The organism is Maribacter spongiicola, from assembly GCF_004364165.1.
Classification (GTDB): Bacteria; Bacteroidota; Bacteroidia; order Flavobacteriales; family Flavobacteriaceae; genus Maribacter; species Maribacter spongiicola.
This window is the reverse complement of record NZ_SOAY01000011.1, coordinates 603,970-623,895: the sequence shown is the minus strand read 5'-3', so window position 1 is coordinate 623,895 and position 19,926 is coordinate 603,970. Positions and strand designations below refer to the sequence as shown.

Annotated in this window: 23 protein-coding genes; 9 read left to right on the top strand and 14 right to left on the bottom strand. The window is 34.3% G+C overall.

Annotated features, from left to right (window positions below; all coding sequences use genetic code 11):
• Positions 1-6 precede the first annotated feature (6 nt).
• Positions 7-1,158, bottom strand: a complete 1,152-nt coding sequence (locus tag CLV90_RS10965; protein ID WP_133687522.1) for a vWA domain-containing protein — start codon at positions 1,156-1,158, stop codon at positions 7-9.
• 248 nt (positions 1,159-1,406) lie between these two features.
• Between CLV90_RS10965 and CLV90_RS10960 the strand changes: the two genes are divergently transcribed.
• The 4 genes from CLV90_RS10960 (at position 1,407) to CLV90_RS19445 (ending at position 3,925) form a co-directional block, all read left to right on the top strand.
• The gene (locus CLV90_RS10960; protein ID WP_133687521.1) at positions 1,407-2,171 is read left to right on the top strand and encodes a hypothetical protein; all 765 of its coding nucleotides are present in this window, start codon (positions 1,407-1,409) and stop codon (positions 2,169-2,171) included.
• Positions 2,172-2,232: 61 nt separating this feature from the next.
• Positions 2,233-3,051, top strand: a complete 819-nt coding sequence (locus CLV90_RS10955) for a DUF1853 family protein (protein WP_133687520.1) — start codon at positions 2,233-2,235, stop codon at positions 3,049-3,051.
• 352 nt (positions 3,052-3,403) lie between these two features.
• Positions 3,404-3,664: a hypothetical protein gene (locus CLV90_RS19450; protein ID WP_243835378.1), complete on the top strand. Its 261-nt coding sequence runs from the start codon at positions 3,404-3,406 to the stop codon at positions 3,662-3,664.
• A 15-nt stretch (positions 3,665-3,679) separates the two neighbouring features.
• Positions 3,680-3,925, top strand: a complete 246-nt coding sequence (locus CLV90_RS19445; protein WP_243835373.1) for a hypothetical protein — start codon at positions 3,680-3,682, stop codon at positions 3,923-3,925.
• A 131-nt stretch (positions 3,926-4,056) separates the two neighbouring features.
• Here CLV90_RS19445 and CLV90_RS10940 read toward each other — a convergent pair whose 3' ends face one another.
• Positions 4,057-4,896, bottom strand: coding sequence for a DUF4249 family protein (locus CLV90_RS10940; RefSeq protein ID WP_133687518.1), 840 nt, complete (start codon positions 4,894-4,896; stop codon positions 4,057-4,059).
• 4 nt (positions 4,897-4,900) lie between these two features.
• Complete coding sequence (locus tag CLV90_RS10935) at positions 4,901-7,309, bottom strand: TonB-dependent receptor (RefSeq protein ID WP_133687517.1); 2,409 nt, start codon at positions 7,307-7,309, stop codon at positions 4,901-4,903.
• Positions 7,310-7,504: 195 nt separating this feature from the next.
• Here CLV90_RS10935 and CLV90_RS10930 point away from each other — a divergent pair, with 195 nt between their 5' ends.
• Both CLV90_RS10930 and CLV90_RS10925 read left to right on the top strand, forming a co-directional pair.
• Positions 7,505-9,313 carry a glycoside hydrolase family 2 protein gene (locus CLV90_RS10930; RefSeq protein WP_133687516.1) on the top strand — a complete coding sequence of 603 codons (1,809 nt, stop codon included), beginning with the start codon at positions 7,505-7,507 and terminating at the stop codon, positions 9,311-9,313.
• 41 nt (positions 9,314-9,354) lie between these two features.
• Positions 9,355-9,891: a hypothetical protein gene (locus CLV90_RS10925; protein ID WP_133687515.1), complete on the top strand. Its 537-nt coding sequence runs from the start codon at positions 9,355-9,357 to the stop codon at positions 9,889-9,891.
• Between the two features lie 33 nt (positions 9,892-9,924).
• Here the strand turns inward: CLV90_RS10925 and CLV90_RS10920 are convergent, their stop codons facing one another.
• From CLV90_RS10920 to CLV90_RS10910, 3 genes are all read right to left on the bottom strand, one after another.
• On the bottom strand, positions 9,925-10,638 hold the full coding sequence (locus tag CLV90_RS10920) for a hypothetical protein (RefSeq protein WP_133687514.1): 714 nt from the start codon (positions 10,636-10,638) through the stop codon (positions 9,925-9,927).
• Between the two features lie 57 nt (positions 10,639-10,695).
• A complete protein-coding gene (locus tag CLV90_RS10915) occupies positions 10,696-10,938 on the bottom strand; it encodes a hypothetical protein (protein WP_133687513.1) in 243 nt (80 codons plus the stop codon).
• Between the two features lie 147 nt (positions 10,939-11,085).
• Positions 11,086-11,598 carry a lactoylglutathione lyase family protein gene (locus tag CLV90_RS10910; protein WP_133687512.1) on the bottom strand — a complete coding sequence of 171 codons (513 nt, stop codon included), beginning with the start codon at positions 11,596-11,598 and terminating at the stop codon, positions 11,086-11,088.
• Positions 11,599-11,714: 116 nt separating this feature from the next.
• Here CLV90_RS10910 and CLV90_RS10905 point away from each other — a divergent pair, with 116 nt between their 5' ends.
• The 3 genes from CLV90_RS10905 to CLV90_RS10895 all read left to right on the top strand — a co-directional run bounded on the left by CLV90_RS10905 (position 11,715) and on the right by CLV90_RS10895 (position 13,597).
• On the top strand, positions 11,715-12,035 hold the full coding sequence (locus CLV90_RS10905) for a winged helix-turn-helix transcriptional regulator (RefSeq protein WP_133687511.1): 321 nt from the start codon (positions 11,715-11,717) through the stop codon (positions 12,033-12,035).
• 299 nt (positions 12,036-12,334) lie between these two features.
• Positions 12,335-12,745: a GNAT family N-acetyltransferase gene (locus CLV90_RS10900; RefSeq protein ID WP_243835372.1), complete on the top strand. Its 411-nt coding sequence runs from the start codon at positions 12,335-12,337 to the stop codon at positions 12,743-12,745.
• Positions 12,746-12,904: 159 nt separating this feature from the next.
• Positions 12,905-13,597 carry a DJ-1/PfpI family protein gene (locus CLV90_RS10895; RefSeq protein WP_133687510.1) on the top strand — a complete coding sequence of 231 codons (693 nt, stop codon included), beginning with the start codon at positions 12,905-12,907 and terminating at the stop codon, positions 13,595-13,597.
• A gap of 46 nt (positions 13,598-13,643) precedes the next feature.
• Here the strand turns inward: CLV90_RS10895 and hisIE are convergent, their stop codons facing one another.
• From hisIE to hisC, 8 genes are all read right to left on the bottom strand, one after another.
• Positions 13,644-14,252 carry a bifunctional phosphoribosyl-AMP cyclohydrolase/phosphoribosyl-ATP diphosphatase HisIE gene (hisIE, locus tag CLV90_RS10890; protein WP_208295121.1) on the bottom strand — a complete coding sequence of 203 codons (609 nt, stop codon included), beginning with the start codon at positions 14,250-14,252 and terminating at the stop codon, positions 13,644-13,646.
• A gap of 237 nt (positions 14,253-14,489) precedes the next feature.
• Complete coding sequence (gene hisF / locus CLV90_RS10885) at positions 14,490-15,245, bottom strand: imidazole glycerol phosphate synthase subunit HisF (RefSeq protein ID WP_133687508.1); 756 nt, start codon at positions 15,243-15,245, stop codon at positions 14,490-14,492.
• Positions 15,246-15,336: 91 nt separating this feature from the next.
• Positions 15,337-15,852 (bottom strand): DinB family protein, encoded by a 516-nt coding sequence (locus tag CLV90_RS10880; RefSeq protein WP_133687507.1) that lies wholly within the window; start codon positions 15,850-15,852, stop codon positions 15,337-15,339.
• Positions 15,845-16,609 carry a 1-(5-phosphoribosyl)-5-[(5-phosphoribosylamino)methylideneamino]imidazole-4-carboxamide isomerase gene (gene hisA / locus CLV90_RS10875; RefSeq protein ID WP_133687506.1) on the bottom strand — a complete coding sequence of 255 codons (765 nt, stop codon included), beginning with the start codon at positions 16,607-16,609 and terminating at the stop codon, positions 15,845-15,847. The genes CLV90_RS10880 and hisA overlap by 8 nt, the downstream gene beginning before the upstream one ends.
• Positions 16,610-16,612: 3 nt before the next feature.
• Entirely contained in the window at positions 16,613-17,035 is a 423-nt protein-coding gene (locus CLV90_RS10870) for a GNAT family N-acetyltransferase (RefSeq protein ID WP_133687505.1), read from the bottom strand.
• Positions 17,035-17,616, bottom strand: a complete 582-nt coding sequence (gene hisH, locus CLV90_RS10865) for an imidazole glycerol phosphate synthase subunit HisH (protein ID WP_133687504.1) — start codon at positions 17,614-17,616, stop codon at positions 17,035-17,037. Before hisH ends, CLV90_RS10870 begins: the two co-directional genes overlap by 1 nt.
• Before the next feature lie 86 nt (positions 17,617-17,702).
• Entirely contained in the window at positions 17,703-18,845 is a 1,143-nt protein-coding gene (gene hisB, locus CLV90_RS10860; protein ID WP_133687503.1) for a bifunctional histidinol-phosphatase/imidazoleglycerol-phosphate dehydratase HisB, read from the bottom strand.
• 1 nt (position 18,846) lies between these two features.
• Positions 18,847-19,893 (bottom strand): histidinol-phosphate transaminase, encoded by a 1,047-nt coding sequence (gene hisC, locus CLV90_RS10855; RefSeq protein WP_133687502.1) that lies wholly within the window; start codon positions 19,891-19,893, stop codon positions 18,847-18,849.
• Positions 19,894-19,926: the final 33 nt, after the last annotated feature.

Sequence of the window (19,926 nt, the reverse complement as noted above, 5' to 3'; positions counted from 1 at the left end):
TTAGTCTTATTTCAATCTTTTTTTTCTATTAGCTTCGTAATCTTCAAATATCATTTCACCCAATCCTTTTAATCCGGTAAAAAATGCCTTGCCTTTATTTGCTTCGGTAAAATGGCGAATAAACTGCATTAAATAAGGATCCTGGGCAATCATAAAAGTCGTGATAGGAATATGCAACTTACGTGCCTGTCGCGCCATATTGTAGCATTTCTCCACAATAAAATCATCTAGACCTACACTATTTTTATAATAGGTACCATCAGGCATGCGTAGACAACTAGGTTTACCATCGGTGATCATAAAAATCTGCTTATTGGTATTGCGCTTTCTACGAAGCATATCCATCGCTAATTGTAATCCCGCAACGGTATTGGTATGATAAGGACCTACTTTTAAATACGGCAAATCTTTAATCGGTATGGGCCAGGCATCATTACCGAAAACTAAAATGTCAAGTGTATCTTTCGGATATCTCGTCGTAATCAATTCTGCCAAAGCCATCGCCACTTTTTTAGCGGGAGTAATACGGTCTTCACCATACAAGATCATACTATGGCTAATATCTATCATTAGAATAGTACTCATTTGCGCTTTGTGCTGCGTATCTTCTACAACAAGGTCATCTTCACTCAGTTGAAAATTACCCATACCATGATTGATCTGAGCATTTTTAATACTCTCTGTCATAGATATGTTTTCTAGACCATCGCCATAACGGTACTCTCTTAAGTCTCCAGTATGCTCATCTCCTTGTCCCGATTTACCGGTTTTATGATTACCGGCACCACTCCTTTTCAGTTTACCGAAAATTTGATCTAAAGCACGTTGACGAATAATGCGTTCCATTTTTGCGGTAATAGAAATGTCTCCACCACCAGAACCTTCTTCGCCATCTTGGGCATCACCACCGCCATCTTTAAACTCTTCGCGTATGTAACCCTTTGCCTTTAAATCTTCAATAAAGTCTTCAATGGTATAATCTTCCGTAGTAAGTTCATACTCCTTATCCAATTCACGTAACCAATCTATAGCTTCGTCAAAATCTCCGGATGTATGCGTAATAAGCTCTTGAAAAATATCAAACAGCTTATCAAAAATCGATTGTTCGGGTGCTTCATAAGTTTCAAAGCGGAACCCTTTTCTTTCATTCATAGCCATACTATAAAATTAACACTTTTACGGTGGATGCCCACGGCTTTTGGGAAATGTTAACGTTGTTGTTTAAGGTTGCCAAGTATTTATTTATTTGAAAAGATTAATGAAAGTAAAGATAATCGCTGAATTTCATCGAAAAACAAAATCATTAAAAATATACCGTACATATAAATCGTTATTCTCTACACAGTATTATAATTATATATTCCATAGATATGTTACTTAAGTTGAGCTCTAATTTTTTTTATGTTTTGATAGCGATATTCGTATTAGGTACAAGCTGTACCAATGATAGTTTATCAGAATCTTTAGAAACGGAATCTACAGAAAGTCCAACTGAAGAGGAAGAACCAGAAGTAACAACCGAAGACATTCCAGAGCAAATAGCGTGTGATAATCCAACCAATTTTATTTTTAATGAAAAAGACGGACTATTACTTATCGAATTTGAAAATGCTGTATTTACCGAAGATTGGAAATTGAAATCTGAAGGTAGTACTGATTCAGAAGTCACTTTTATGGTTTGGGAAGGAGAACAAAGCTTAGGCAATCCAGGAAACGGAATAGCTACTTATAAACTGAAAATTGAAAATTCAGGTACATATCAATTTTTATGGAATTCTGCCATTAAAATAGGTGATAACGGCTCAGACCATAACGATACATGGTTACGATTTAACGATGCCACCGATTTTTATGCACAAAACGGAGATGGAACAAGTATCGTTTATCCTCGTGATATTGGCAAAACACCAAATCCAGAAGGTGCATCTAAAGATGGCTGGTTTAAAATATACAGAAGTGGAAATAATTTAGACTTTAAATGGCAGTCTAGCACATTTGATAATAATGCACATAACGTTTTTGTAGAATTTAATGAGCCAGGCATTTATATTATGGAAATATCTGCAAGATCATCTGGTCATGCTATTGATAAGTTTGTACTTTTTAATTCTTCAGTTAGTAAATCTGATGCTATATCAAGTATGAATTTTAGTGAAATTACTTGTAATTAATTTTCCTTAGCGTTTAATAAAAAAGGACAAAAGTTTTTATTTCCTTTATATTAGGCGAGTGATGTTAAACGAACAAGTAAAAAAACAGTTTAAAGGCTTTCTTTGCACTCCACCAATTTGGAAATATAAGCAGTTTGGAATTCAACAGTTTAAATTCCCGATTATTGAATTAACCGACTTATCTCCTATCCTAATACCTGAAAATTTACGGTTGGGACATCAAATGGAATATGTATGTAAGCAACTTTTAGATGCAAGTGATGAATATGAGGTGTTATTGCATAATATGCCTATAAGAGACGGAAAACAGACCATTGGAGAAATAGATTTCATACTCAAAGAGGCAACCACGCAACAACTGATACATGTTGAACTTACCTATAAATTTTACTTGATAGATACAGCAATTGAGAATCCTATTCATCAATTAGTAGGACCAAATAGAAGTGATGCTTTTTATAAAAAACTAGAGAAAATTAAGAACAAACAGTTTTTATTATTACATACAGATGTTGGGCGTTCTGCACTTTTAACGGAAGGAATAGATACTACAAACATTAAACAACAAGTTTGCTACAAAGCACAACTGTTTCACCCCTATAAAACCGCTTCCTTAGATATTTCACCAATAAACTCCCGTTGCAATGTGGGCTATTGGTTACCAATGGAAAAATTCAATTCTCCGGAGTTTATTGAATGTAAATTCTACATACCTACTAAAAGTGAGTGGGTGTTTAATCCTTTTGAAGAAGTAGCATGGGTTTCTCATGATGCTGTTATTGAAATAATTGAAGAAAGACTTGAAAACAAAAGCTCTCCTATGATCTGGATGAAGAAAGGTGATTCTGAATTTGAGAAGTTTTTTATTGTTTGGTGGTGAGTTTAAAATTTGAAAAGAGACCGTTAATTATTTGTTTATAACTGTTAAGAATTAGGTTTTATATTGGGTGCGAATTAGATTACTTTTAAAATTGGGATATGTGTAATTGTACATATATCCGTACGTTGTGGTGCATTGCAAAATGAAACAAGAAATTAAAAAATGTAATGAATGTAGTTCTGAATTTTATATAAATAGTTCAGAAATGAAAGCCTTATGCCCTAACTGTTCGCATTTTTTATATGGATATGAAAACTGTAAGCATAAATTTAAAAATGGTAGATGTGAAAAATGTTATTGGAACGGTAAGACATCTGAATTCTTAAATTCAAAAAAAAATTAATCTAATATTGTGAGAGTAGAAATAATAAACCAACCATACTCAGGAGAATTTAAGGAACGGATTTACGATATGGAAAGTCCATGGAACTCTCAATCTTGGACTTGGATTAAGTTTACGGATGATATTGGAACTGAAACTGTTGGACAATTTCGTGGCTTACCGAAAGCTGTAAAAGTTTCAACACAACTAAATGAAATAATTGTTCTGACGTCAGATTATCTATATAGACTGGATTTTCAAGAATATAACATAATAGAAACTGAAGATTAACCCAATTTTCAAGGAATGGAAGTTACGCCTGATGGCATTTTCATCTTTTATGATTACGATGAAGTTCTAAAAATGGGAAAATCAATATCGGAAATGGACATAATTCAAAGTCCATTTAAAATGGCTCATATTCAATTTAAAAACTGGAATGGAGATAAATTAGAGTTTGAATGTGAAGAGTTTATGAATTGGAGTAGATGCGAAATTATGGAATTGGACACGTCTGAATGGACAATTAGTGTGAAAAAAAACGCACCATAACAAAGAACTAAAGCAAGGACAAACAAATTCTTCTTTTATCTGAGCCAATACTAATCTAAACACATAATCTAAAAGCAAAAAGGCCAAGCCCTAAAAAGACTTGGCTTTTCTATTAATACATTCAGCATCTTCTACTCTACCGTATATATCACCGAATTTTTCTGAGTAACTCTAAAATAACCATGAGCGTAATTTTCTGGGTCAGTAGTATTAATACAATTTCCTTTTACTTCAACTGGTGTAGATTCAAAAATACCCACCCCGCCAAGTTGATCAATTACGATATCCATATAATTATAATAGGGTCTAGAAATACTGTGCATATTTATAGTTACTATATCACCAGGTAATAATGGTTTTATTTCCTCATCTTCATCATCGTCAATCTCGTACCACCAATCTACCTCATTTCCGTTAATGAATTCATCGTCTCCTACTTCTAGTGTTGGTAAAAGATCTTGTGGTCTTTCAAACTTAAAAAAGTAACTATCTCCTTCATCTTGAAAATCATCAAACACAATATGCAGTTCTATAGTTTCATCATCAAATCCGTCTTCCGTATCTTGGTAGACCTCCTTTATATTTGGTACAGGTCGCAATGTGTCTTCTGCAGTAAAGCGTTCACCATCATATATAATCTCTAAGGTGTAGGTTACGTATATCTGAGGGTCAAATGTAGTGGTTGTATAGGTGCCATTATTCTGATCAGTAAAAGGGTACACTTCACCCGTACTATTATTGGTCACGTTAACTTCTGCTCCGATAACATCGGTACTTTGGGTGTCAAAAAATGGTGTAGACGTACGTAATGTAATGCTCTGATCATTACCTGTAGTTCCTTTTTCCCAATCTAACGAAGCTTCTACTACCAAACGCAAGGTATCGGTCTGTACATCAACATCGATAACATCTTCACAGCTCACTACGCTTATAGTACATACCGCTAAAAATAGTTTTATATAGTTTTTCATCGATTTAAAATTTAAAGTTATAAGTGATAGATGGTACAATACCGAAAATAGCAGTTCTGGTAGCTTCATTTGCTCCAGTTTCTATATTCTGACCAAATGAAACAGAAGCTGCATTCTTACGGTTATAGGCATTGTAAATACCTAATACCCACTCCCCTTTTAGTTTAGCATCGGGCTTTTTGTTCGGTTTATAATTCACTGATACATCTAAACGATGATACGCCGGTAATCTATCAGAATTTCTATCGGCATAACTGGCAATGGAAACTCCCTCATACTCATACTGTCCATTTGGGTACGTTACCGGTCTACCGGTCTGAAAAACTAGATTGGTTCCAAAACTCCATTTTTCATTTAATTTATATGAACCTGAAATGGAGATGTCATGCGTTCTATCATACGGAGTGTTATACCAATCACCATCGTTGATTCCCGGTCCGCCAGCAGTTCCACCAGGCGTACGTTGTTCAGATTTAGAAAGTGTGTAAGCAATCCAACCCGTAAAGTCACCTTCATTTTTACGGAATAATAATTCTAATCCGTATGCTCTAGATTCCCCTTTTAGTATTTCGGTCTCAATCGTATTCTGTCCAATAAGGTCTGAACCATCTATATAATCGATTCTATTATCAGTATTCTTATAATAGATTTCCGCCTCCATAGAATAGGCTTTGTTTGCAAAATTACGAAAGTACCCCAATGCATACTGATTTGATAATTGCGGATCGATATACTGACCGCTTGGTGCCCAAACATCTAACGGTGTGGCAGATGAAGTATTCGATAATAAGTGAATGTATTGCGCCACTCTAGAGAACCCAGCTTTTAAAGAAGAATTGTCATTTATGGAATATGCCAATGAAGCTCTAGGCTCTAAATTACCAAAGGTTTTAATGGCATCTCCCTTTTCATACACGGTTTCGCCAACTGCGGTACCACGTTCATAAATGCCTAAGTCTGCATTGTAGACTACTGGTTGATTATTGGCATATTCTGTCATTGGTTGACCACCAAGTCTAGAGAATGAACTATAGCGTAATCCGTATTGAGCGGTCAACTTCTCTGTCAATTTATGTTCGGCGTCTATATATAGGCCACTTTCGATAGCCTTTTTACGATCTAATAATAACGGATTTACAGCCGAGGTTTCAGATGTTGGATTTATCTCGCCTGGATCAAACTCATAATATATTCCGCTTGCGCCAAAATCCAGTTTAAATTTATCGCTGAAGTAATACTTTAGGTCATATTTAAGATTGTAATTGGTAATAGACGAAACCCAATCGAATTCAGCAAAAGTAAGACCTAACTTATAATCGTACTTACTATACACAGCCGAAAGATTTGAAAATAGCTTGTCGTTAAAAATATGATTCCAACGAAGATTTCCGGTAGCGTTACCGTAAGAATTACTGAAAGTATCCCCTAGTTCAAAAGAATCCCTTCCAAAATAACCAGAAAGAAAAAGCCTATTGTTCGCATTGATTTTATAATTGGTCTTTAAGTTTAAGTCGTAAAATCCAACACTATTATCTTCTCCGGCAGCCTTTAATAATAAATTGGCATATGAGCTTCTACCAGCAATTAAAAAAGACCCTTTTTCTTTAAATAAAGGAGCTTCTAAGGCCAAACGGCTAGAGATGATACCGATACCACCCGTAGCGGCAAATCGTTTACTGTTACCATCTTTTTGGCGTACATCTAAAACAGACGAAACACGACCACCATATCTTGCAGGAATTCCACCTTTATATAGTTTTACATCTTTAATGGCATCTGCATTAAAGACCGAGAAAAAACCGAACATATGCGATGTATTGTAGATAATAGCTTCATCTAATAAAACCAAGTTCTGATCGCCGGCACCACCTCTAACATGAAATCCGCCAGTACCTTCTCCGTTATTGGTAACACCAGGTAACATCTGTAAAGATTTCAGGATATCGACTTCGCCCAAAACCACTGGCATTTGTTTTACCGTTTCAATGTTCATTTTAAGAACACTCATTTCTGGTTTTCGTAATACGGCAATTTCAGATTCTTCTGCCGTAACTTCTACTTCATCTAGTTTTGTGGAAGTTTCAGAAATTTCGAAATTGAAATTCTGATTTCTATTAAGATTTACAACTTGTTTAATATCGGCATAGCCCATATACGTAATTAACAAGCGGTACTCCCCTTTTGGTGCGGTAATAGAATAAAATCCGTACTCATTGGTAACTACACCAATGGTCGTACCCTCTAAAAATACAGATGCCCCAAAAAGAGTTTCTCCGTTATCAATATCAGATATTTTACCGCTAATAGTATAGTTTTCTTGAGCTACAACCGGCGTATAACTAAGTAATAAAATAATAATACTGGTGACGCTAAGCCACCTTAAGCGTACTTTACGCTTTCCTTTTTTAATCATGTAGTTTGTTTAATTAATTGATGAATACCGCAATATGACTATATCCTTTTAAAAATGTTGCACCAAAAATGAATATTTAAGAAAATACTAACATTGACAGCCATAGGCTAAATTCCATATTGTTTTTCAAAATGTGCGCTGTTTTTTTAATTAAAACGGTAAATTCCGAACCTAATTAATAACTCAGCTTACTAAATGAAAAGACTAGACAACATTGCACTCCTTTTCTTTATATTTTTCTTCATATCAATAGCCGCTCAAGAAACTGAATACGCGTATCTACTTCAAAATATAGATGCCAGACAAAAAACATCTCTAAATGGCAAATGGGATATTATTGTAGATCCATTAGAAAACGGATTTTACAACCACAGACTGCAAGAATATGATAAAGGTTATTTTAAGAATGCAAAAGTGCAATCTCCGTCAGACCTTATTGAATATAACTTTGACACCAGTTTACAATTAAATGTTCCAGGTGATTGGAATACCCAAATGGATAAGCTTTATTACTATGAAGGTACATTGTGGTACAAGAAAGATTTTGCCTATACCCCTACTTCTAATCAAGAAAGCTTTCTATATTTTGAAGCCGTAAACTACGAAGCAATCGTTTATTTGAACGGAGAAAAATTAGGTAAACATGTTGGTGGCTACACTCCGTTTCAATTCAATGTAACCGATAAGCTCGTTGAAGGAAATAACTTTGTTGTAGTTAAAGTCGATAACAAACGTAAAAAGGAAAATGTACCAACGGTTAACCAAGATTGGTGGAACTATGGCGGTATAACTAGATCAGTTCATTTAATAAACGTACCTAAAAGTCATATAGAAGATTACTCGGTTCAATTAGAAAAAGAAACTACAACTAAAATTAGTGGTTGGGTAACAATGGCAAATGCAAATAATGGTGATCCGGTAAGCATTGAAATACCGGAACTTAAGAAAACGGTAAAGGCAACAGTTACCAATGGTAAAGCTTCTTTTTCAATTAATGCCAAACCAAAATTATGGTCACCAAATTCTCCTAAATTATATGAGGTAATTATTGAAACCAGTACTGATAAAGTAGTCAATCAAATTGGATTTAGAAATATTTCTACAGACGGCTCAAAAATATTGGTCAATGGTAAGGAAACCTTTTTAAAAGGTATTAGCATTCACGAAGAAGCAGCCTTTAAAACAGGTCGTGTAGTGTCTGCTGAAGAATGTAAAGTACTATTGAATTGGGCAAAAGAACTGGGTTGTAATTTTCTGCGACTGGCGCATTATCCACATTCCGAGGCAATGGTGAAAGAGGCAGAGAAAATGGGCTTCTTGATCTGGTCAGAAATCCCCGTGTATTGGACAATTCAGTTCGAAAATGAAGATACTTACGCTAATGCTGAAAATCAGTTGACCGAGATGATTTCCCGAGATAAAAACAGAGCTGCAGTGGTTTTATGGTCTATGGCAAATGAGACACCAGAAAGTGAACCACGTTTATCATTTATTGGTAACCTAGCCAAGAAAGCACGACAATTAGATGATACACGATTAATTACGGCAGCTTTAGATACGCAAGGCAAGGGTGATGATGGTAATTTAATTGAAGACCCGTTAGGTGAAGTCGTTGATGTTATCGGTATTAATAATTACTGCGGATGGTACTATGGCGATGTAGATTCGTGCAGTAGCATTAAGTGGGCAAGTGCTTACAATAAACCAATGATCATGAGTGAAATTGGTGGTGGCGCTTTATACGGATTACATGGCGATGCAAATGAAAGATGGACCGAAGAATACCAAGATGCATTGTTCAAATCGAATATTGAGATGATGAAAAATATCGATTTTATGTCAGGATTATCTCCATGGATTTTGATGGATTTCCGTTCATCAAGACGTCCATTAAGAAGAATTCAAGATGATTTTAATAGAAAAGGATTGATTTCTGAGCAAGGCATGAAAAAGAAAGCATTTTTTACATTGCAAGAGTATTATCTTGAGATGGATAAGAAGTAGAATAATCTTTTCTTAAAAAAGATTAAATCACTATTTAATAAATGAAATTAAAAATTCTTGTTGTTTTTATTAGTTTACTTATTCTATCCTGTAATAGTAAACCCAACAGGGTAGAAAATGATTTGTATAATTGTATGATAGATTCTTTGTCAAAAGAAGAGAAAGCTAAAACAATTTTAATAATAAGAGAATTTGAAGAACACTTAATTAAAGAAGGAATATTAGAATCGAGTGCCCCAATTAGTTATTGGAAATTCTACGAAAAAATTGCTAAGACTAATACCTATGAATTTAATAACAACTTTAATTTTTTTAAAAAAGTTGAATTTTTAGACAGAGATGACCCTTCAGATATCCATGGAATGATTGATTGCTCCAACCAAATCTTTCTCACTGAAAAATATAAAGAATCAAGGCTATTTGAATTTACACAAGAAATGGAATCTTTAAGAAAACACAAAGTAACTCCAGTAATCATGGCAAAAACAACTATCAAATTTTTAAAGAAAGAAGACTTTGAACTAGACTATTATCGTTTTATAACATTAGGGTTTATTGAAAAGTATAATAATAAATAGTAATTAACCTAAACTAACTAAAGTCTAAATTTGCTAATCTGCATATTTCCCTTCTGCATAAGATGATAAAATACTACTGTTAGGTGTTTTACAATTACGCGGAAAATCATAGAAATAGATACACTTAGGCAATCCGTTTTTAAAAGTAATACGCACAGACCCTTTACTATTTCCGCTAAACCCAGAAAAGCTATAATTAGCACTTATTTCCATTGGTCTGCCTTCACTATCACGAGTTGATGTTGTAACACTAGAAATACTACCAGCTGTATATCTATTAAAAGACCATGTTTTAGACTGATCGTATACCAAATCATCAATAAGTTTATGATAGTTCTGGTCACCAGTTGGTCCGCCAGACTTTTTCATTGTAGTATATTTACTAGCCTTCTCCATTCGTATGCTAGGTTTGTCGAGGGCAAAGAGTTTCAAGTTTTCTTCAAATCGTTCTAAACCCGGACTACCACAAGCATTAAGTTTAAAAATTTTTAGCATATCACCTTTAAGTCCGTTGATTTTATGAATCATATCTACCGAATTACCCATACTATTGGGGTCGGTAATCATTTCCATCATGGTACCTAATCCTTTTGATCGTTGTATTTGATCGATTTCTGCATACGCCTCATACAATTCAGGTTTTGCATAAAGTCCGCTTCCTACCCAAACGTATTTTACACAAATTCTACTAACTTCTGTACCATACCCGTTAGTTGTCACTTCTTCGGTAGCACATTCTTCATTCATAATTTGCACTTTATTTGTTGGTAAAGTACCAGAACATTGTGCACCATAAGCTCTTAATTACTGATCAAAAATCAACAGAAATTGCATGTCATCCCTCTTAACATCAATTTCTTCAAAATGACCACGGAAAATATAATCGTAAAACTCTGCATAGTAGAGTCCGTCCGTATTTAATTCCAAAACTTCCAAATTATCTTCTTCCGTTATAGGTTGAGAATTTGGCAATTTAAAAAATGAAGTAAAAAGCAGCCATATGAGGGCTAATAAGAATATTCTAAGAAAAATAGCAGATGATTTCATAGTGTGATGGTGGTTTTAAAATGAAATAGTCTGAGGGAAGGTTAAATATATAAAATTTATATACACCTAGTAATGAAGACGTTGAAATAAAAAAGCGATTAATGTATTATTTAACATTAATCGCTTTTTTAGCTTTGTAAGTAAAACTTATCCGGTATAAGCACCAGAAGAATACGTTAATTCATAACTATGAGTATAGACTTCAAATACAATACCGAAAGGATCTTCTACATAACACATTTTGTAGGGCTTGTCTTTTGGATAATACTCACGAATGGGCATTCTTTGCTTACCACCATATTCCACAATTTTAGCTACCAAATCTTCAATATTTGGGTCTTGAATACAAAAATGAAACAAACCGGTATTAAAAGGATTAAACTCCGGAGCTTCCTTAACGCCATGAGGAAAAGAGAATAACTCAACACCTATACCATCTGAAGTAGACATGTGGGCAATCTCAAACTCTTCCCAATCATCACCAAAAACATCAATACACATTATACCGATAGCGGTCTCTTTCTCTTTTTTAATTTTAGACGGTTTCATGATAACGTACCATCCCATTACCTCTGAGTAAAATTCTACTGCTTTCTCTAAATCTGGTACGGTAATACCAATATGGGAAAATGATTTTGGGTATTCTTTATTCTTATCCATAGTTCTAATTTTAATACAAAATAAATCTATATTTGCCTTATAAGCAATAACTTACTTAAAAGTACTATAGTTACCAAAAAGAGTTAATTGCTGTTTTACAAATAGTTATATTAAAAATGAATTCAAAAAATTATTGTCCGCTTGACCATACCATGAACTTAATCGGTACCAAATGGAAACCAATTGTACTATTTCATCTTCTTGAGGGACCAATACGCTCTGGAGTACTTCAGAAAAAAGTACCAGGAATTTCTAATAAGATGTTCACCCAAACCGTACGAGAGTTAGAAAAAGATGGACTATTAACCCGGGAGGTTTACCCGGTAGTGCCTCCAAAAGTGGAATATAGCTTAAGTAATCGTGGCAAATCGCTTGAAAATATTCTGTTGAGTTTAGATTCATGGGGAGCAAAAGACACCTCTAATAATCTAGTTTAAAACTAATTAACTTATAGTTAACACAACAAAATTTAGAATTATGGGTTTTATTAAAAAAATATCGGTTTGATCAAAAACAAGAAACCTACTAAAGTCTATTCGCAAGAAGTAATTAATACCCAGCACGTATTTACTAAAGACGACACCGTTTATATAAAGAATAATACTTCATATAAAAATAAAGACAATTGGTCTCCCATAAAATTTAAGTGGGTTTCTATAGGAAATGTTCAAGACAATTTAGTGTTAGAATAACCCATAAATCCTGATTACATTTGGGTAACTTGTTGCTCTCTAATATGTCCCTTAAAATAATTGAAATAACTTCTCAGCAAACCTTGTCAATTAGACATCAGGTAATGTGGCCAACTAAGCCTTTAGATTACGTAAAATTACCTAATGACAATGAAGGTCTACATTACGGACTAGTATTATGCAACGAATTAATTTCGGTAATCTCGTTATTTATTAATGACGGAGAGGCCCAGTTCAGAAAATTTGCTACATTAGAAAATTGCCAAGGCAAAGGATATGGAAGTTTACTTCTAAATGAAATAATGCAAATTGCCGCTAACCAATCTCTAACAAGAATCTGGTGTAATGCGAGACAAAATAAAACTGATTTCTATACTAAATTCGGAATGACAATAACTGAAAAAACCTATGTTAAAGGCGGAATCGATTTTGTTGTTATGGAACGAGTATTTTAATATTCTATTTCTGAAAAATTTCACCACTTTTTTTATGGTATTGATAATAATGCCAGGTATTCGCAATATCAAGAAGTAATCCCTTAAAATAAATTAAATATTATCTTATTTTAGAACGAGAGTTTCCTTTTAGATAATAATTAAAAAACAGGTTTGCAGATGTTTACTACGTTTATAAAATCAATTGCAATTATATTAGTTTTCAGTTTAAGCCTTTCTGCTCAAAAAAAATCTAACCAAATAAGTTCAACTGATAAACAAGAAATTGCATTCTTGTTATTCGACAACTATGAAACCCTTGATGTATTTGGACCCGCTGAAATATTTGGAAGATTAACCGATTTATATACCTTAAAATTTTATTCACTTGAAGGCGGTATTATTACCAATAGACATCAGGTTCCTATTATGACAGAGAAGCTAGCAGATATTAATAAAAAGCCCTTTGCCTTTCTAATACCTGGTGGTTTAGGCACAAGAGTAGAAGTGAAAAATAAAGAGCTAATAGAATCTATTAAAAATATAAGCCTATCAAGCACATATGTAATGACTGTATGTACAGGAAGTGCTTTATTAGCAAAATCTGGACTTCTAAATAAAAGACAAGCCACCTCTAACAAACGTGCATTTGCATGGGTAGTTACCAATGGACCCGATGTAGAATGGGACAAGCAAGCTCGTTGGAAGGTAGATGAAAACTACTATACATCTTCTGGTGTAAGTGCCGGTATGGATATGGCTTTAGGTTTTTTAGCCGACCGACACGGATTAGATTTTGCCAGAAATGTAGCTTGGGAAATAGAATACAACTGGATTGAGGACAAGGATAATGATACGTTTACTGCAGAATGACAAACTGCATCATAAGCAAATAAAGTATGATTAGAACCTATAGACTCTACTTCTTTCTATTCATTAGTTCTGCTTCAATATCTTTAAGTGTAAAACCTTTTGCTTGTAATAGCATTAAGTAATGAAAAAGTAAATCTGCACTCTCGTACAAGAATAAGTCATCATTATCATCCATTGCCTCTATAACCGTTTCTACAGCTTCCTCCCCTACTTTTTGTGCGATTTTATTAATACCTTTTTTAAACAAAGAAGCTACGTAAGATTTACTATCGTCGGCAGTAGTTCGTCTTTCTTTAATAGTATCTTCTAACTCAGAAAAGAATCCGAATTGAGAATTGTTTTCTTCATTCCAACACGTATCTGTTCCTGTATGACAAGTAGGACCCACAGGATTCACTGTAATTAAAAGAGAATCATTATCACAGTCATTTTTAATAGCAACTAAATTCAAAAAGTTTCCGCTTTCTTCTCCTTTAGTCCATAAGCGCTGCTTAGAGCGACTAAAAAATGTAACCTTTCCACTATCAGTAGTTTTCTTCAAAGCTTCGGCATTCATGTAGCCCAGCATCAATACATTCTTAGTACGAACATCTTGTATAATGGCAGGTACTAATCCGTCACTCATTTTCTCCCAATTTGGTGTATTAAACTCCATATGTATTGTATTCTAATTTTATTTTTATTCTATTTTAAACCTTCAATTTTAAAATCGGTCACTGATTGTCGCCGATGTGAAATAGATGTTCCCAAGCCTTCGACTGCGCTCAGAATGACATTGCATTTTATAATATTAATACGGTCACTGAGCGTAGCCGAAGTGCAATAATCAAAACTGAACACTGCGACTGCCAACTCATACTGCCAACTGATACTGCCAACCGAGCACTGAAAACTAAACCCTAACCGGAATCCCGTTCTCCTGCAGCTCAAGTTTCAACTCTTGAATGCCTATTTCTTTAAAGTGAAAAACACTTGCTGCTAATGCCGCATCTGCTTTACCTTCAACAAAGGTATCAGTAAAATGCTGTTTATTACCTGCACCTCCAGAAGCAATTATCGGAATATTTAACTCCGTAGACAATTTTGCCAATGCTTCATTTGCGAATCCGTCTTTAGTACCATCATTATCCATTGAGGTAAATAGAATTTCTCCTGCTCCGCGTTCTTCTACTTCTTTTGCCCATTCAAATAGTTTTCTATCGGTCGGTACTTTACCACCAACCAAATGAACAATCCACTCGCCATCAATCTGTTTAGCATCTATGGCTACAACAATACACTGCGACCCAAATTTAGCAACCAAATCATTAATCAATTGCGGATTCTTAACTGCAGAGGAATTAATAGAAACCTTATCTGCACCGTTATGTAGCAAAACATCAACATCTTCAACAGATGAAATTCCGCCACCAACAGTAAACGGAATATTTACTTTTTCGGCTACACGATATACCAAATCTGCTAAAGTTTTTCTTTTTTGTTCCGTTGCTGAAATATCTAGGAAAACCAATTCATCGGCACCTTCTCGACTATAAATTTCAGCCAGTTCAACAGGATCGCCTGCATCACGTAAGTCAACGAAATTGACACCTTTTACGGTTCTACCGTCTTTGATATCTAAACAAGGTATAATTCTCTTAGCTAGCATATTTTTTTAGTATTAAGTACTACCTAAATAGCACTAAGTATTCAATAAATATCACACATAATATCAAGCAATACTTTGTACTTGATACTTTTTAATCATTTTTAATATTCAAATCCACTCCGTCATAAAATCCCAAATCCTTTTCTTTGATCAACTTCACATAAAAAGCAATCTGACCAGTATGATAAGAATAGTGCTCCACTGCATGCATAATTGCACCAACTCCCGAAAAAGACATTCCTTGTACTGATCTTACTTTTATCAACTTATCGGTTGTGGAATTAAAAATAACACGTTTTACCGAGTCTACTGTATCTTCTAATTTATGTAACAACTCCACTTTCGTTAAACCAGAATTGACTGAAAATTCTTCGTCTCTATTTCTATTATCTTCAATTTCGCTTATGGAAGAAATGACATATTGCGTCATATTACCACATAAGTGTAAAATGAGATTAGCCATACTGTTTAAAGAAGGATTAGGCTTCTGCCAAATTTCTTCTTCTGAAATTTCAGCAAGACTTTTCTTTATCATGCGCGTACTTTCGTCCATACGATACATCGCATTTTCAACAATCTCTTCAACTAAGCGTTCTTCCTTATCCATTGCTTAAAATATAAGTTTCCAGTTGTTTAAGACTAATTCTATTTTCATAAATCGCCTTACCAATGATTGTACCTTCACAACCCATTTCTGCTAATTTAGGTAATTCATCAAAACTTGATATTCCGCCACTGGCGATTAGTTTTATTTGTAACATAGATTGGTCTTCGACTGCGCTCAGACTGACATCAGTTTGGGCAATTATCTTTTTGTATAAATCAAACGACGGACCTTCTAGCATACCATCTTTACTGATATCGGTACAAATTACATATTGAATTCCTTTTTGTTGATACGATTGTATAAAAGGAATGAGTTCCTCTTTAGATTCCTCTAACCAACCAGAAACCGCTACTTTTTCATCCATAGCATCTGCTCCTAAAATTATCTTATCAGCACCATGTTTTTCTATCCAACCAAGGAAAGTATCAGGGTCTTTTACGGCAATACTTCCGCCAGTAATTTGCTTGGCACCACTTTCAAAAGCAATACGCAAATCATCATCAGTTTTTAATCCCCCTCCGAAATCAATTCGTAAACCAGTTTGAGATGCAATTTGCTCCAATACTTTATGATTTACAATATGCTTTGACTTTGCACCATCTAAATCAACCAGATGTAAATATTCAATTCCGTGAGCTTCAAACTCCTTCGCAACCTCCAACGGATTCTCATTATATATTTTCTTGGTGTCGTAATCACCTTTTGAAAGGCGAACACATTTGCCGTCTATGATATCTATAGCAGGTATTATTCTCATTGTCTATTGTAATATTTGTCTATCAATGGACATCCACAAAGGTGAATCTCCTATTTTGTCAAATCCGTATCGCTCATATAAATGATGCGCATCCTTTGTTTTTAATGCTAATGTTTTAAGTTTCTTGATGGTAGTATCTTCTAATATTGCATGAACCAAAATCTTACCATAACCCTGACCTTGAAATTTATCTAGAATAATCACGTCCATGAAATATCCGAAGTAAATATAATCGGTAACTATTCTAGCAAATCCAATTTGTTTATTATCAGGTGTATATATTCCAAAACAATATGAATTCTCAATAGTTAATTTTACTTCATCTAAAGTTCGACCATTACCCCAATAAGAAGTTGCTATGAATTTTTGAATTTCTTCAACATTCAATAAACTTTTATCCTTTGAAATAAAGTAATCTTTCTTCATTACATCTTTAAAAAATTCTCTAATATCTTCTCTCCCACATCACTAGATTTCTCTGGGTGAAACTGAGTACCGTAAAAATTATCCATTTTCAATGCAGCACTGTAATCTAAACCATAAGTACATTCAGCAATTGTTTCAGAGCACAATGGCGCATAAAAACTATGTACTAAATAAATATGTTCTTTTTCCTCAACACCTTTAAATAATTCGGATTTCAGATTCGTAATCTGATTCCACCCAATTTGAGGAACTTTGACTGTGTTATCAAACTTGACAACATCAACATCAAAGATTCCGAGTCCTGTTGTATTTCCCTCTTCAGATGAATGACACATTAATTGCATACCTAAGCAAATACCTAAAACAGGTTGCTTTAAGTTTGGAATCAGTTTATCCAATCCGCTATCACGCAGTTTGTGCATGGCGCTACTCGCCTCACCAACCCCTGGGAATATCACTTTATCCGCATGTTGTATTTCAGAAACATCATTACTTAAAACCGCTTCGTAACCCAAGCGTTTTATAGCAAATTTGATACTCTGAATATTTCCTGCTCCGTAATTTATAATTACAATTTTCATTAAAACTAGTATTAAGTACTTAGTATTAAGTACAAAGCAAATCTTAAAAAGACTCAATACTTTGTACTTAATACTTAGTACTATTTTTAAAGGACTCCTTTCGTACTTGGTAACACCATCTTCTCTACATCTCTCTTTACTGACATTTTAATACTTTTTGCAAAAGCTTTAAAAATGGCTTCAATCTTATGATGTTCGTTGGTGCCTTCTGCCTTTATATTCAGGTTTGCTTTTGCTCCATCAGTGAACGATTTAAAGAAATGATGAAACATCTCCGTAGGCATATCACCCACCATTTCACGTTTAAAGTCTGCATCCCATACTAACCAGTTTCTGCCGCCAAAATCTATCGCAGATTGTGCTAGACAATCATCCATTGGTAAACAGAACCCGTATCGTTCAATACCTAGTTTATTTCCTAAAGCCATATGAAATACCTCACCAAGAGCAATACCAGTATCTTCGATAGTATGGTGCTCATCAACTTCTAAATCACCATCAACTTTAATCATTAAATCCATTTGCCCATGACGAGCCAATTGATCTAGCATATGATCAAAAAATGCCAATCCGGTTTTTATATCACTCTTACCCGTACCATCTAGGTTTAGTTTTATAGCTATATCCGTTTCATTGGTCTTCCTATGAATTTCTGCAGTTCTATCATTCAGTTTCAAGAACTCATAAATCTTCTCCCAATCGTTACTTTCAATAGCAATATGGCTATCTAATTCATCACGTTTTACTGTAATTTCTCCTGTGCCTAAATTGGTTTCATCATTAATAAATATACCTTTAGAACCTAAGTTTTTTGCCAATTCCATATCGGTTAATCGGTCACCAATTACAAAGGAATTCTCAAGATCATAATCATCAGAAAAATACTCGGTCAATAAGCCAGTGCCAGGTTTTCTAGTATTGGCATTTTCATGTGGAAAAGTTCTATCTAAAAAAACTTTATCAAAAACAACCCCCTCATTTTCAAAGGATTTAAGAATGAAATTATGAACTGGCCAAAAGGTATCTTCTGGGAATACATCTGTACCCAAACCATCTTGGTTGGTAATCATCACCAATTCATAATCCAATTCTTTTGCAATTTTACCCAGAAAAGTAAATGACTTTGGATAGAAAATCATTTTTTCAAAAGCATCTATCTGCTCATCAACTGTTTCTTTTATTATAGTACCATCTCGGTCTATAAATAGTACTCTTTTTTTATTTTCCATATTAGTTGGATAATTCTTTTAAAGCAGTAATTACACTATTGTTTTCTTTAGACGTACCTACTGTAAATCTCAGTGTATTTGCACATAATGGCTGTGTTGTTCGATTCCGTACCACAACCCCTTTAGCTAATAATTGATTATACCTAAGTGTAGCATCATCTACCTTTGCCAAAATAAAGTTTGCATCGGTAGGGTAAATATTTTCAACAAAAGAAACTGTTTTTAAAGCCTCTTCTAATTTTGCTCGCTCCGCTAAAATCTGATTCACCTCGTTCTTAACAGCATCTATATCCAAAACACGAGAAGAAGCTTTCTCTTGCGTAAGTTGATTTACATTATACGGAGGTTTAATCTTATTTATTACAGCAATAATTTCTGCGGATGCAATACAGATACCCAATCGTATACCCGCCATACCATAAGCCTTTGATAAAGTTTGCGTGATAATCAGATTCGGAAACTCAGCCAGTTTTGATGTCCAGCTCTCTTCAGACGAAAAATCAATATATGCCTCATCAATTACTACTAATCCGTCGAAGGACTTTAAAAGTTCTTCTATAACCTTAGTTGAAAAACTATTACCTGTAGGATTATTTGGTGAGCAGATAAATAATAGTTTCGTGTTGCTATCAATCGTTTTTAGGATTTCTTCAACATTTGGCTGAAATTCATGCGTTAATAGCACTTCTCTATTTTCGACTAGATTGATACCAGAAAGTACCTTATACATTCCGTATGTAGGTGGTAGTGTAATGATATTATCTTGTTTAGGCTCACAGAAAGCTCTGAACAACAAATCTAAAACTTCATCGCTACCATTACCTAAAAGTATATTTTCTTCCTTTATACCCTTCTGTTCAGCCAATATCGCTTTCAAGCCTCTTTGTTGAGGATCAGGATACCGATTGACTCCGTTTTCAAACGGATTCTCATTTGCATCTAAGAAAACCATGGTAGAACCATCTGAAACGTATTCGTCTCGTGCAGAAGAATACGGACTCAAGCCCTTTACGTTTTCTCGTGTTATTTTATCTAAGTTGAAACTCATTAGTTCAATATGGTGTTGGTCATTGAGCGTAGC